This is a genomic window from uncultured Sphingosinicella sp. (genome assembly GCF_963974575.1).
Lineage (GTDB): Bacteria > Pseudomonadota > Alphaproteobacteria > Sphingomonadales > Sphingomonadaceae > Sphingosinicella.
The window spans coordinates 137,916-149,827 of the sequence record NZ_CAXBBQ010000007.1; the positions used below are offsets into that span (position 1 = coordinate 137,916).

At 66.2% G+C, this 11,912-nt stretch carries 14 protein-coding genes; 10 read left to right on the forward strand and 4 right to left on the reverse strand.

What is annotated here, in order from left to right; translation table 11 throughout:
- Positions 1–9 precede the first annotated feature (9 nt).
- The 3 genes from AAC014_RS14165 to AAC014_RS14175 all read right to left on the reverse strand — a co-directional run bounded on the left by AAC014_RS14165 (position 10) and on the right by AAC014_RS14175 (position 4,680).
- Positions 10–1,473, reverse strand: a complete 1,464-nt coding sequence (locus AAC014_RS14165) for a DEAD/DEAH box helicase (protein WP_339709552.1) — start codon at positions 1,471–1,473, stop codon at positions 10–12.
- 291 nt (positions 1,474–1,764) lie between these two features.
- A complete protein-coding gene (locus AAC014_RS14170; RefSeq protein WP_339709555.1) occupies positions 1,765–2,430 on the reverse strand; it encodes a PEP-CTERM sorting domain-containing protein in 666 nt (221 codons plus the stop codon).
- A 111-nt stretch (positions 2,431–2,541) separates the two neighbouring features.
- Positions 2,542–4,680: a M3 family metallopeptidase gene (locus AAC014_RS14175; RefSeq protein ID WP_339709557.1), complete on the reverse strand. Its 2,139-nt coding sequence runs from the start codon at positions 4,678–4,680 to the stop codon at positions 2,542–2,544.
- Positions 4,681–4,850: 170 nt separating this feature from the next.
- Between AAC014_RS14175 and AAC014_RS14180 the strand changes: the two genes are divergently transcribed.
- The 8 genes from AAC014_RS14180 to AAC014_RS14215 all read left to right on the forward strand — a co-directional run bounded on the left by AAC014_RS14180 (position 4,851) and on the right by AAC014_RS14215 (position 10,639).
- Complete coding sequence (locus AAC014_RS14180; RefSeq protein ID WP_339709559.1) at positions 4,851–5,573, forward strand: heme ABC transporter permease; 723 nt, start codon at positions 4,851–4,853, stop codon at positions 5,571–5,573.
- The gene (locus tag AAC014_RS14185) at positions 5,570–5,704 is read left to right on the forward strand and encodes a hypothetical protein (protein WP_339709561.1); all 135 of its coding nucleotides are present in this window, start codon (positions 5,570–5,572) and stop codon (positions 5,702–5,704) included. Before AAC014_RS14180 ends, AAC014_RS14185 begins: the two co-directional genes overlap by 4 nt.
- Positions 5,701–6,159, forward strand: coding sequence for a cytochrome c maturation protein CcmE (ccmE, locus tag AAC014_RS14190; protein ID WP_293780217.1), 459 nt, complete (start codon positions 5,701–5,703; stop codon positions 6,157–6,159). Before AAC014_RS14185 ends, ccmE begins: the two co-directional genes overlap by 4 nt.
- 58 nt (positions 6,160–6,217) lie before the next feature.
- Positions 6,218–7,069 carry a diacylglycerol kinase family protein gene (locus AAC014_RS14195; protein WP_339709567.1) on the forward strand — a complete coding sequence of 284 codons (852 nt, stop codon included), beginning with the start codon at positions 6,218–6,220 and terminating at the stop codon, positions 7,067–7,069.
- Positions 7,070–7,174: 105 nt separating this feature from the next.
- Positions 7,175–9,067 carry a heme lyase CcmF/NrfE family subunit gene (locus AAC014_RS14200; RefSeq protein ID WP_339709570.1) on the forward strand — a complete coding sequence of 631 codons (1,893 nt, stop codon included), beginning with the start codon at positions 7,175–7,177 and terminating at the stop codon, positions 9,065–9,067.
- Positions 9,064–9,603: a DsbE family thiol:disulfide interchange protein gene (locus AAC014_RS14205; protein WP_339709573.1), complete on the forward strand. Its 540-nt coding sequence runs from the start codon at positions 9,064–9,066 to the stop codon at positions 9,601–9,603. The genes AAC014_RS14200 and AAC014_RS14205 overlap by 4 nt, the downstream gene beginning before the upstream one ends.
- Positions 9,600–9,971 carry a cytochrome c-type biogenesis protein gene (locus AAC014_RS14210; protein ID WP_339709576.1) on the forward strand — a complete coding sequence of 124 codons (372 nt, stop codon included), beginning with the start codon at positions 9,600–9,602 and terminating at the stop codon, positions 9,969–9,971. Before AAC014_RS14205 ends, AAC014_RS14210 begins: the two co-directional genes overlap by 4 nt.
- Positions 9,968–10,639 (forward strand): hypothetical protein, encoded by a 672-nt coding sequence (locus AAC014_RS14215; RefSeq protein WP_339709579.1) that lies wholly within the window; start codon positions 9,968–9,970, stop codon positions 10,637–10,639. Before AAC014_RS14210 ends, AAC014_RS14215 begins: the two co-directional genes overlap by 4 nt.
- 6 nt (positions 10,640–10,645) lie before the next feature.
- Here AAC014_RS14215 and AAC014_RS14220 read toward each other — a convergent pair whose 3' ends face one another.
- Complete coding sequence (locus AAC014_RS14220; RefSeq protein WP_339709582.1) at positions 10,646–10,804, reverse strand: DUF465 domain-containing protein; 159 nt, start codon at positions 10,802–10,804, stop codon at positions 10,646–10,648.
- A gap of 247 nt (positions 10,805–11,051) precedes the next feature.
- On the opposite strand from AAC014_RS14220, the gene AAC014_RS14225 reads away from it, so the two are divergent.
- Positions 11,052–11,249 carry a DUF465 domain-containing protein gene (locus AAC014_RS14225; RefSeq protein WP_339709585.1) on the forward strand — a complete coding sequence of 66 codons (198 nt, stop codon included), beginning with the start codon at positions 11,052–11,054 and terminating at the stop codon, positions 11,247–11,249.
- 61 nt (positions 11,250–11,310) lie between these two features.
- Positions 11,311–11,868 (forward strand): tetratricopeptide repeat protein, encoded by a 558-nt coding sequence (locus tag AAC014_RS14230; RefSeq protein ID WP_339709587.1) that lies wholly within the window; start codon positions 11,311–11,313, stop codon positions 11,866–11,868.
- Positions 11,869–11,912 lie beyond the last annotated feature (44 nt).

The following is an 11,912-nucleotide window of genomic DNA, read 5'->3' on the forward strand; positions in this document are numbered from 1 at the left end:
GGTTTCGCGTTAGCGGCCCTGGCGGCGCTGACCACCGCCGGGGTTGCCGCGACCACCGCTGTTGCCACCGCCGTGCGCGGGCTTCGCCGAATATTTGGGCTTGGGCGCGCCGAAATGGCGGCGCTGGCCGTCTGCGCCTTCGCGGCGTTCGCCACCTGAACGTTCGCCACCAGAGCGTTCGCCGCGATAGCCCGTGTCGCGATGACCGGGCGCGCCGCGATGACCGCCATCGCGGCGGCCGTCACGACGATCGCCGTGCGAGAAGCCGCGCTGGTCGCCGCTGTTGCCGTCGGTGCGTGCGACCGGCTTCGCGAGCGCGGCGGCGCGGGTGAGGAAATTCTCAGGCAGCGGCATCGGTTCGAGCTTCTGACGGATCAGCCGTTCGATATCGCGCAGGTAGCTGCGCTCGTCACCGTCGGACACCAGCGCGATGGCGATGCCCTCGCGGCCGGCGCGCGCGGTGCGGCCGATGCGGTGGACATACTGCTCCGGCACGTTCGGCAGCTCGAAGTTGAACACGTGGCTGACGCCCGGCACATCGATGCCGCGCGCCGCGATGTCGGTGGCGACGAGGATCTTGACTTCGCCCGAGCGGAACAGGCCGAGCGCGCGCTCGCGCTGCGGCTGCGACTTGTTGCCGTGGATGGCTTCGGCCGCAATGCCCGCACCCTTCAGGTGACGGACGACGCGGTCGGCGCCGTGCTTGGTGCGCGAGAAGACGAGACCGCGGTCCATGTCCGCACCCAGATCCTGGAGCATGATGGTGAGCAGCGCCTGCTTTTCGGACGCATTCACGTGGATGACGTGCTGCGCGACACGCTCGGCGGTCGTCGCTTGCGGCTTCACTTCCACCTTCTGCGGATTGGTGAGGAACTGCGCGGCCAGATCCGCGATCGCGGGCGGCATGGTCGCCGAGAAGAACAGCGACTGGCGCTTCTTCGGCAGGATGCGGACGATGCGGCGCAGCGCGTGGATGAAGCCGAGGTCGAGCATCTGGTCGGCTTCATCGAGCACGAACACCTCGACCTGCGAGAGATCGAGCGCGTTCTGATCGACGAGATCGATGAGGCGGCCGGGCGTGGCGACGAGGATGTCGACGCCGCGCTGCAGAGCACGCACCTGGCGCCCGATCGGTACGCCGCCGAACGCTGTGGTGATAGTGAGGCGCAGGAACTTGCCGTAGGTGCGGAAGGATTCGGCGATCTGGCTGGCAAGCTCGCGCGTCGGCGCCAGCACCAGCATCCGCGCGGCGCGCGACTTCAGCGGCTGGTAGGTCTGCGACAGGTAATCGAGCGAGGGCAGCGCGAAGGCGGCGGTCTTGCCCGTGCCGGTCTGCGCGATGCCGAGGAGATCGTGACCCTGCTTCAGGATCGGGATCGCCTGACGCTGGATCGGCGTCGGGATGGTGTAGTTCGCTTCGGTGAGCGCCTTTTCGATGCGCTCGCCAAGGCCGAACTGGAGAAAATCGGTCATTACAGTCTTTCAATAAACGGACCCATGCCGCGCTGCCGGAATTGGCGCGCGGACGCGGGTGCGGTGTCGTGACGACCCGCGTGACGAGGGGAAGCCGGTGGGCCGAACCGTCTGAAGACGCGCGCTCAATTCCCGAAGGAAGCGATCACGCCGGGCGCGTCAGGGCCTTGCGGCCGACGTTCGGTCACGGCGGCATGTGGCGGAAAAATGTGGCGGCGTCAAGGCGCTGCGCCAAAACGAAGACGGGCGCCCGTTGCCGGACGCCCGTTTTGCGTGACGAAGATCGTGAGTTCAGCCGCGGCGGCGACGCGCCATGCTGAGACCCATCAGGCCGAGGCCGAAGAGGCCGAGCATCGCAGGCTCAGGCACATCCGTCGTGTCGCCATCTTCGAACTTGAAGCGGACCTGCTTGATTTCAGCCCAGACACCTTCGGTCGTCGAAAACGTGTAAGAATTCACGCCCGGGGCAAATTCAATGGTGAACTTGTTCTGGCCATTGTCGTCGATATCGAAAACGAAACCGTTTCCGAAGTCGACCTTGCCGCCGCCCGATTTTTTGACGCCAAGGATGTTGACCGTAAGCAACGCAAAGGCAACGTCGTCGTCAAGGAAGTCGATCGTGAGCGATGTGTAGCCGTTGCCGGCGACGTCCGTGATGAGCGCCTGTCCGCCACCGTCATACTGAATGGCTTCATCGCCATAAACGTAGACATAGTTGGTCGGGCCCGAGTTTACGCAGCCGACAACGCCATCGTTGATGGCGGCCGGGCGAGGATCGGTGCACGAATTGAACTCCAGGTTTCCTTCAACGCCACCGCCGAAAGTGCCTGTTTCCACGTTGATCGGATTGGCCATCACTGCCGTCGGCAAAATCGCGGCAACAGCAGCGCTCAAAAGAACCTTCTTCATCGTTCGTCTCCTGGCCGGGGGCGTTGTTCCTCTGCCATCCCGGTTCACATGCGAAACAAAGCAATTCCTGTGCCAGATGCGGAGTCGCGCTGAAATCCGCCGTTTGCGAGTGACTTGCAATAACTCTTGTCAGATTCTCCGACAGTTTCGGCGCCGTACTCAATCGGTCGGAAACCCGCGGTTCTTCAGGAGCGCCTCCACTTGGGGGTCGCGGCCACGGAACATGCGGTACGCCTCCGCGCGGTCGATCGCGTCGCCCGTGGCAAGGATGATGTCCTTGAATTTTTTCGCTGTTGCAGCGTCCCACGGATCGCCCGCCTCCTCGAACGCCGCCCACGCGTCCGCCGCCATCACGTCCGACCAGAGGTAGGAGTAATAGCCCGCCGAATACGCGTCCGACGAGAACAGGTGGCCGAACTGCGGCAGGCGGTGGCGCATGACGATTTCCCTCGGCATCCCGATCTCGCCGAGGATGGTCTTTTCGGCGGCGGCGGGATCGATTTCGCCCGAGGGGTCCATGTGGATCTTCATGTCGACGATGGCGGAGCCGAGGTACTCGACAGTCTCGAAGCCCTGGTTGAAGGTTTCCGCGGCCTTCAGCTTGTCGATGAGCGCCTGCGGCATCTTTGCGCCGGTCTTGTAGTGGCGCGCGTAGGTATCGAGGATATCGGGCGTCAGCACCCAGTTCTCGTGCACCTGGCTCGGGAACTCCACGAAGTCGCGCGGCGTGCCGCCGAGCGAGGGGTATGTGGTGTCGTTGGTGAGCGCGTGCAGCGCGTGGCCGAACTCGTGGAACAATGTGCGCGCGTCATCAAGGCTGATGAGCACGGGCTCGCCCGGTGCGCCCTTCGTGAAGTTGTTGTTATTGGAAACGATCGCGTCGCGCTGCCGCCCGCCGAGCTTGTCCTGCCCGCGATAGGTGCTCTGCCAGGCGCCGGAACGCTTGTACTGGCGGGCGAAATCATCGCGGTAGAGATAGCCGACGTGCGTGCCGTCCGCCGTGTTCGTGACGTGATAGACGCGCACGTCCGGGTGGAACGTGGGCAGCGTGCCGGTGATTTCCTTGAAGCTGTAGCCGTAGAGCTTGCCTGCCATGTGGTAGGAGGCGGCGATCATGTTCTCGAGCTCGAAGTAATTCTTGAACTCGTTCTGATCGAGGTCGTAGCGCGCCTTGCGGACCTTCTCCATGTAGTAGCGGTAATCCCACGGCTCGATGGTGATCTTCGCGCCCTCGCTGTCCGCGAGCTTTTGCATGTCGGCGACCTCCTCGGCAACCCGCGCGCGGGCGGCGGGCCAGACGCGCATCAGGAGGTCGAGGCCCTTCTGCGGGTCCTTCGCCATCGTGTCCGACATGCGCCAGTGCGCGTGGCTCGGGTAGCCGAGCAGCTTCGCGCGGTCGGCGCGGAGCTTGACGATCTGACGGATATCTTCGTGCGTGTTGCTGGCGTTCGCATTGTCGCCGCGCATGACGAAGGCGCGCCACACCTTCTCGCGAAGCGCGCGATTGCTGGAGAAGGTGAGGAACGGATCGACCGCCGAGCGCGTGTTGACGACAACATGGCCCGGCAGCTTGCGTTCCGTGGCCGCGGCCTTGTAGCCGGCGACGAGCGCAGGCGGCAGACCGCCGAGATCGCCCTCGCCAAGCGTGACCCACGTGTCTTCGTCTGCCTGCACCTTGTTGCTGAAATCGTTGAAGAGCGTTGCGAGTTGCTGGTTGAGCTTGCCGAGCGCGGCCTGTTTTTCGGGCGGCTGGCTGGCGCCGCTGCGCACGAAATTCTCGTAGCTCTTTTCAACGAGGCGCTTCTGTTCGGCATTGAGGCCGCTTTTTTCGCGCGCGTCGTACACCGCTTTCACGCGCTCGAAGAGTTTGCGGTTGAAGTTGACCTTGTCTTCCACCGCCGAAAACTGGGGCAGAAGCTCCGCTGAGACGGCCTGATGGGCGGGATCGTTCTTGCTCCAGCTCATCACGAAGAACAGCGTGGCGAGGCGGTTCAGCGCTTCGCCGCTCTTTTCGAGGGCTTCGAGCGTGTTCGCGAAGGTGGGCGCGGCAGGGTTGTTCGCGATGGCGTCCACTTCGGCGAGCATCTGCGCCGAGGCTTTGTCGAACGCCGGCTTGAACAGCGGCGTCTGCACCTTGTCCCACGGTGGCACGCCGCCGTTCGGGCCGGTCCAGTCGGCGAGCAGCGCATCGACGGCGGCGCTCGATACTGCGGCAGGCGGCGGAGTTTCGGCGGAAACGGGAAGCGCGAGGGTCACGGCGAGCGCGGCGGCGCCGGCAAGAAGGCAGGAACGAAGCATGGAGCTCTCCAATGGAGGATCGCCGCCGCGCGCGTGTGCATCGTCCGGATTTGACCTGTGACAATGCGCTCGCTTGGCTGGACGGCAGACATGCCGCCATAATTGCCCCCAGCATCCGCCGAGCGCAAGCGCTGGCGGCGGCGGCAAACAGTGCTTATGAGACGGTTTTGATGCATCGGTTCGCCAATCCTGCCCGGTTTCTGAAGCTCGCCCGCCCGCTGACGGTGGCGGCGCTCGTGCTTGGTTTCGCGCTTACGGCTGCGGGCCTGTGGTGGGGCGCGTTCCACGCGCCGCCCGATTATCTGCAGGGCGAGAGCGTGCGCATCATGTACCTGCACGTGCCGACCGCGTGGATATCCATGGGGAGTTACTTCGGGCTCGGCATCGCGGGAATCACGATCCTCGTGTGGAAGCATCCGCTCGCCGAAGTGGCGCTGGAGGCGCTGGCGCCGGTGGGTGCGGTCTATGCGGGCGTGTGCCTGCTCACCGGATCGATCTGGGGGCGCCCGACGTGGGGGACATGGTGGGTTTGGGACGGGCGGCTCACCTCCATGCTGGTGTTGTTCTTCCTCTTCCTCGGCGTCGTCGCGCTGGCGGGCGCGTTCGACGAGCGCAGCCGGGGCGCGCGGGCGGCGGCGGTGCTTGCCATCGTCGGGCTCGTCAACCTGCCGATCATCAAATTCTCGGTGGAATGGTGGAACACGCTGCACCAATCCGCCTCGATCACGCTCCGGGGCTCCAGCATTCACCCCGATATGCTCTATCCGCTGCTGACGAGCGCGGTGGGCCTCGGCCTGCTGATGGCGGCCGCGGTGCTGATGCGGATGCGCGCGATCATTGCCGAGCAGCGCATCGCTGCGCGGCGCGCGCGGCTTGCGGGAGACGCGGCATGAACGCACTGCCCTTCGTGATCGCGGCCTATGCGGCGGGCGGCATCGGCATCGGCGGCGTGCTCGCATGGAGCTGGCTTTCAATGCGCCGCGCCGAAAAGGCGGCGGACGCGCTGCGGGGAGAGCGGCGATGAAACCCAAACACCAACGGCTCGCGCTCGCGGGGGCGGCAGTGGCGGCGCTCGGCATCGCGGCGGCGCTCGCGCTGCCCGCGCTGCAGGATCAGGCGGCGTATTTTTATGCGCCTGCCGACGTGGTGGCGAAGGGCGTGGCGCCGGGGCAGGCAATCCGGCTCGGCGGGCTGGTCGAGAAAGGCTCGCTGACGCGCAGTGCCGATGGGCTCACCATCCATTTCCGCGTTACAGACCGGCTTGAATCGGTGCCGGTGGACTACACAGGCATCGTGCCGGACCTGTTCCGCGAAGGGCAGGGCATGATCGCCGACGGCCGCTTCGACGCGGACGGGACGTTCAAGGCCGAAACGCTGCTCGCCAAGCACGACGAGAACTACATGCCGCCCGAGGTGGCGAAAGCGGTGGAGAGGGCCGAGGCGGCGGCGAAGGCGCGGCCTGAAAAACCCGCGCCTTAGACTTTTCTTCACCTTGCCGCTGCATCGTTCCGCCCCTCGGCAATGGCTTCCGGCGGCGATGACAGTCCAGATCATTTCGAACCCGGTTTCGGGCGGTTTCTCGCCGCAGCGGTTCCTTGCGCTCGAAACGGCATTTCGGAAACGCAGCCATGCGCTCGCCTATGGGCATAGCGCGCCCGGGACTGCGATCGCGCTTGCCGACGATCTCAGCCTTGTGTGTGTCGTCGGCGGCGACGGTACGCTGCGGCATGTGGTTTCGGCGCTGCGGCAGGCAAAGGCGAACGTGCCCGTGTGCGCCTATCCCGCCGGTACGGTAAACCTGCTGGCGCGCGAGGCGGAATACCCGATCGATCCCGACGCGTTCGTCGAGCGCGTATCGTGCGCCGATCGCAGACGCAGGGGCTTCGCGGGCCGTGTGGGCGAGCAGCTGTTCCTCGTCTGCGCGAGCGCGGGGCCGGACAGCTATGCGGTGGCGGGCGTGTCGTCGCGGCTGAAGCGCTGGATCGGGCGGGCCGCTTACGGCGCGGCGTTCCTCAGCGTGCTGTGGCATTGGCCGCGGCCGCGGATGACGCTCGATGTCGACGGGCGGCGGATCGCCTGCGAGGCGTTCTACGTCGCCAAGGGGCGCTTTTTCGCGGGGCCGTGGAGCTTCGCACGCGGCGCCTCGATCAACGACGAGACGCTGCACCTCGTCGCGCTGACCCGCGCGCGGCGGCGGGACTATGCGCGGTTCATGTGGGCGCTGCTGCGCGGCAAGCCGGTGGACCGCCTGCCGGGCATCGTGGCGCAGCCGTTCGGCACGCTGAGCGCATCGAGTGATGCGAATGTTCCGGTGCAGGCGGACGGCGATACCGTTACCGCGCTCCCCACGAAAATCTGCATTCACGACGGCGTGATTTTCTACGCATAAGGGCTTCCCGCCGCCGCAGGCGTGACGAAAGCGCGCAAGCGGGCTGCATTGCGCGCGCGCCGGTGCTAAGGCGCTGGCAATGAGAATTCCGGGGCGGCGCCAACAGTGATTCCCGAGATCGGTCATGCAGCCTTGTGGCTGGCCGCAGGCCTTGCGCTCGCGCAGGCCCTGGCGGGATTCCGCGCCGATGGCGGGCGCATCGCCGTGCCCGCCGCGCTGCTGCAGGGCGTGCTCTGCGCGGTTGCCTTCGCGGCGCTGACGTGGGCGTTCGTGAACTCCGATTTCTCGGTCGCGCTTGTCGCAGGCAACAGCCACACCGCGAAGCCCGAACTCTACAAATGGACCGGCGTGTGGGCGAACCACGAAGGCTCGATGCTGCTGTGGGTCGCGGTGCTTGCCGTGTTCGGCGCGCTTGCCGCGATCCGCGCGAAAGGGCTCGGCGAACGCTTCCGCACGGTGATGCTGTCGGCGCAGGGCTTCATCGCGCTCGGCTTTTACGCCTATCTGCTGATCGCCTCGAACCCGTTCGCGCGCATCGTGCCTGCGCCCGTCGAAGGCTCCGGGTTGAACCCGCTGCTGCAAGACCCCGGCCTCGCGTTCCACCCGCCACTTCTCTACATCGGCTATGTCGGGCTTTCGGTGACGTTCTCCTTCGCGGTCGCGGCGCTGGTGCTGAACCGGGTGACGCCGGAATGGGCGCGCGCGGTGAAGCCGTGGGTGCTCGGCGCGTGGAGCTTCCTGACCGCAGGCATCACGCTCGGCAGCTTCTGGGCCTATTACGAACTCGGCTGGGGCGGATGGTGGTTCTGGGACCCGGTGGAGAACGCTTCGCTGATGCCGTGGCTCGCGGCGACGGCGCTGTTCCATTCGGTGGGCGTGCTCGCGGCGCGCGGCGCGCTCAAGAACTGGACGCTGCTGCTCGCGGTGGTCGCCTTCTCGCTCAGCATGGTCGGCACGTTCATCGTGCGCTCGGGGCTCCTCACGTCGGTGCACGCGTTCGCGGTCGATCCGGAGCGGGGCGTGTTCCTGCTGATCCTGCTGGCGATCTACGTGGGCGGTGCGCTGACGCTCTATGCGCTGCGTGCAGGCACCGTCACGGCGGGCGCGCCGTTCCGACCGGTGAGCCGCGAGGGCAGCCTTGTCGTCAACAATCTGATCCTGTCGGCGGTGCTCGGCGTCGTGTTCCTCGGCACGCTCTATCCGCTGCTGCTTGAAGCCGCGACGGGCGAGCAGGTTTCGGTCGGACCGCCGTATTTCCAGACCGCACTGCTGCCGCTGCTGCTGCCGCTCGTCGCGCTGATGGCGGCGGGGCCGCTGATGCGCTGGCGGGCGATGGACTGGGCGGGGCTCGGGCGACGACTCGTTCCGGCGCTGGTGCTCGGTGTCGCGGCGATCGGGGTTGCGCTGGCGCTCGGGATGCGGAGCCCGCTCGCGCTGGCGGGTGTCGCGCTTTCGGCGTGGCTCGCGGCGGCGAGCATCATGATCTTCCGGGGCCGCAAGCTGAAACGCATCCGGCGTATCCCGGCGAGCGTGTGGGGTACGGCGCTCGCGCACCTCGGCATCGCCGTCACGACGCTCGGCATCGCGGTGAGCGGCGCGGGGACGATCGAGACGCTGGCGAACCTCGCACCGGGCGGACGGCTGAGCGCGGGGCCATATACGGCGCAGGTCGATGATATCACGCCCGCGGCGGGGCCGAACTACACGGCGATTCGTGCCATGCTGAGCGTGACCGGACCGGGCGCGACTACGGTGCTTGCGCCCGAACGGCGCACGTTCGTGAGCCCCGGCAACGAGACGACGGAAACCGACATCTGGCCGCGCCTCACCGGAAACCTTTACGCAGTGCTCGGGCCCGGCGACGGCAGCGGGCGCTGGCAGGTGCGGCTGGTGTGGCAGCCGATGATCGCGCTGATCTGGATCGGCGGCATGATGGCCGCATTCGGCGGGCTCATCGCAATGATGCAGGGCCGCAGGCGGAGGGAGGAGACGGAATGACCGCAAGACGCATTGCGCTGATCGTGCCCCTGCTCATGTTCCTCGGCTTCGTGGCGCTTGCCGTTTACCGCATGGGCGAACCGCAGCAGCGCGTGATCGTATCGAAGATGGTCGGCAAGGCTGTGCCCGCGATGGACCTCGTCGGCATGGACGAACTGCACCCCGGCCTCAACGACGGCGACCTTCGCCAGGGTACGGTGACGCTGGTGAACCTGTTCGCGAGCTGGTGCGCGCCGTGCCGCGTGGAGGCGCCGCAGCTGAAGGCGCTCGCCGACAAGGGCGTGGTGATCCACGGCATCGCGGTGCGCGACACGCCGGAGAACATCACGGCGTTCCTGAAGGACCACGGCGACCCGTTCCGCCGCATCGGCATGGACCCGAACAGCAAGGCGGTGCTGAACCTCGGCGCGTCGGGCCTGCCCGAGACGTTCCTGATCGACGGCAAGGGTATCATCCGCAAGCAATACATCGGCCAGATCCGGCCCGAGCAGGTGACCGAAATCCTGAAGGATATTGCGGAGGCGAAGGGCTCATGAAGGTGCTGCTGCCGATCGCCTTTCTGGCGCTCACGGCCGCCGCAGATGCGCCGGCGCTGCCGCCCGCGCAGGAGGCCGAGGCGCGCGCGCTGATGCATGAGCTGCGCTGCCTCGTCTGCCAGCACCAATCGATCGCCGACAGCGATGCCGACATGGCGGCGGACATGCGCGCGGTGGTGCGCGAGCGGATTGCCGCGGGCGAGACGCCCGATCAGGTGAAATCCTACCTCGTCAGCCGCTACGGCGACTACGTGACCTTCGACCCGCCGAAGACGGGCGCCAATCTCGTGCTTTGGGCGGCGCCGCTGCTGTTCCTTGCGATCGGCGCTGTCGCCGTTTGGCGGCTCTACCGGAGGAAAGGCGCATGAGCGGCTGGATCGCCATCGCCGTGCTGACGCTGCTGACGGGCGCGGTGTTGTGGCGGATGAAGATGCCGCTGCTGCCGGTGGGCTTCGCACTCGCCGCGGGGCTGGCGGGTTATCTGCTGACGAGCAATCCGGCGCTGCCGAGCAAACCCGCACCGCCGCGCGCGATTGATGCCGACTCCGCGCCGCAGCTCGAAGCCGCACGCCGGCGGCTTCTGCAGAATACGGGCGATGTCGGCGCATGGCTGATGTTCGCCGATATCCTCAGCCATCAGGGCAAGACGCAGCAAGCGATCGAAGGCCTCAGCCTCGCGGCGAAGGCGATGCCCGATGTGCCGGACCTGTGGGTCGGGCTCGGTAACGCCCTGACGCGCCATGCCGACGGCTTCATCACACCGGCGGCGCGGCTTGCGTTCGGACGGGCGTCGGCGATTGCTCCCGACCACCCTGGTCCGCCTTACTTCCTCGGCCTCGCCTGGTTGCAGGCAGGCGAGCCGGACGAGGCGCTCAAAGTGTGGCAAGACCTTTATGCGCGCAGCCCGAAGGATGCGCCCTACCGGCCCGAACTTGAGCGGCTCATGCGCGGCGCGCGCGCGATGATGGCGGCGGGCATCGACGGCGGCCGCTTTCCGGGCGCGGACGACAACGCGCCCGCGCTCGAACAGCGTTGAACCGCGTCAGCGGATGCCGGTGATGACTTCCTTGAGCCTCAGCTTTTCTTTTTTCCATTGTGCGATAAGGGTTTCGTCGGGCAACGGTCGGTGGACTTCCTGATCAATCTGGCTTTCAAGGTTTGCGTGTTTTTCCGAAAGCGCAGCCAGGTGTGCGTCGACCATAGTCCGATCTCCTTTGCTCTGAAGTGCATCAGGATGAGCGAGTGGAACATATTTCGAAACGCTTGTCAGCGGGGAAGAGATGAAACGCGTATTTACCACAATCTGTGGTGAGACAGGGTTGGTTCGTCCCCCAGAATCTGTGCGATATGCCGCTCGTGCATCAAAACGACTCGCAGCCTTCGCACGCGCGCTTATGGTGGCGGGATGATCAGACGACTCGCGAACCGGCGACCGGAGTGCAGCCAACGTGGATGAAAGCGATGTGAGGGATCGCCTCGAGTCGCTGCTCGAGGAACACCGAGATCTTGATGCTGCCATCGATGCCATCCGCGTCTTGCCGGGCAGCGACCAGCTCCAGCTCGCCCGCATGAAGAAGCGCAAGCTGCGGCTGAAGGATGAAATCGAGAGTCTGCGGGATCAGCTGCTGCCCGACATCATCGCCTAGGATCGAAGGCTTTTCGGGTGTAGACTGCGCCGCATCGTTTCCCTGACAGGGAGGTGGTGCCATGACGAAGAGACTTTGGTTCGCGGCCGTTTTGGCCGTGCTTCCCGCCGCCGGGGCCGCTGACGCGGCTGTGACGATCCTCGGCGACGGCTATGCCCGCAAATGCTACGAGGCGGCCGAGTTCAATCGGAGCGGGCGCGCGGCGTTCGCGGACTGCGACTTTGCGCTGAAGTTCGACAAGCTCTCCAGCTCTGAGCGGGCGGCGACGCATGTGAACCGCGGCATCCTGTTCATGCAGGGCCGTGACTATGCGAATGCGATTGCCGACTACGACACGGCGCTCGGCATCGATGACGATCTTGCGGAAGCCTATGTGAACAAGGGGATCGCGGTGCTGCACCGCGGCGGCAGCGAGACGGTCGCGGTCGATCTGCTGTCGCGGGGCATCGCGCTGACGCCGAACCGGCCCGAGATCGCACTCTATGCGCGCGGCGTCGCACACGAAAAGCTCGGCCGGGTGCGCGAGGCCTACGATGATTATCGGCAGGCGGCAGCGCTGAAACCGGATTGGGCGGAGCCGGCGCAGGAGCTGACGCGCTTCAAGGTGATCGAGCAGTAAAGTAAGCGGCCCGCCCGGCATCAAGCCGGACGAGCCGCCCGCAG

Excerpts from the sequence above, each read along its gene's own strand:
- ccmE (WP_293780217.1), top strand. The coding sequence starts at position 5,701 with ATGAAACCCAAACACCAACGGCTCGCGCTCGCGGGGGCGGCAGTGGCG.
- AAC014_RS14215 (WP_339709579.1), top strand. The coding sequence starts at position 9,968 with ATGAGCGGCTGGATCGCCATCGCCGTGCTGACGCTGCTGACGGGCGCG.
- AAC014_RS14220 (WP_339709582.1), bottom strand. The coding sequence starts at position 10,804 with ATGGTCGACGCACACCTGGCTGCGCTTTCGGAAAAACACGCAAACCTT.
- AAC014_RS14195 (WP_339709567.1), top strand. The coding sequence starts at position 6,218 with ATGACAGTCCAGATCATTTCGAACCCGGTTTCGGGCGGTTTCTCGCCG.
- AAC014_RS14165 (WP_339709552.1), bottom strand. The coding sequence starts at position 1,473 with ATGACCGATTTTCTCCAGTTCGGCCTTGGCGAGCGCATCGAAAAGGCG.
- AAC014_RS14210 (WP_339709576.1), top strand. The coding sequence starts at position 9,600 with ATGAAGGTGCTGCTGCCGATCGCCTTTCTGGCGCTCACGGCCGCCGCA.
- AAC014_RS14185 (WP_339709561.1), top strand. The coding sequence starts at position 5,570 with ATGAACGCACTGCCCTTCGTGATCGCGGCCTATGCGGCGGGCGGCATC.
- AAC014_RS14180 (WP_339709559.1), top strand. The coding sequence starts at position 4,851 with ATGCATCGGTTCGCCAATCCTGCCCGGTTTCTGAAGCTCGCCCGCCCG.
- AAC014_RS14205 (WP_339709573.1), top strand. The coding sequence starts at position 9,064 with ATGACCGCAAGACGCATTGCGCTGATCGTGCCCCTGCTCATGTTCCTC.
- AAC014_RS14175 (WP_339709557.1), bottom strand. The coding sequence starts at position 4,680 with ATGCTTCGTTCCTGCCTTCTTGCCGGCGCCGCCGCGCTCGCCGTGACC.
- AAC014_RS14230 (WP_339709587.1), top strand. The coding sequence starts at position 11,311 with ATGACGAAGAGACTTTGGTTCGCGGCCGTTTTGGCCGTGCTTCCCGCC.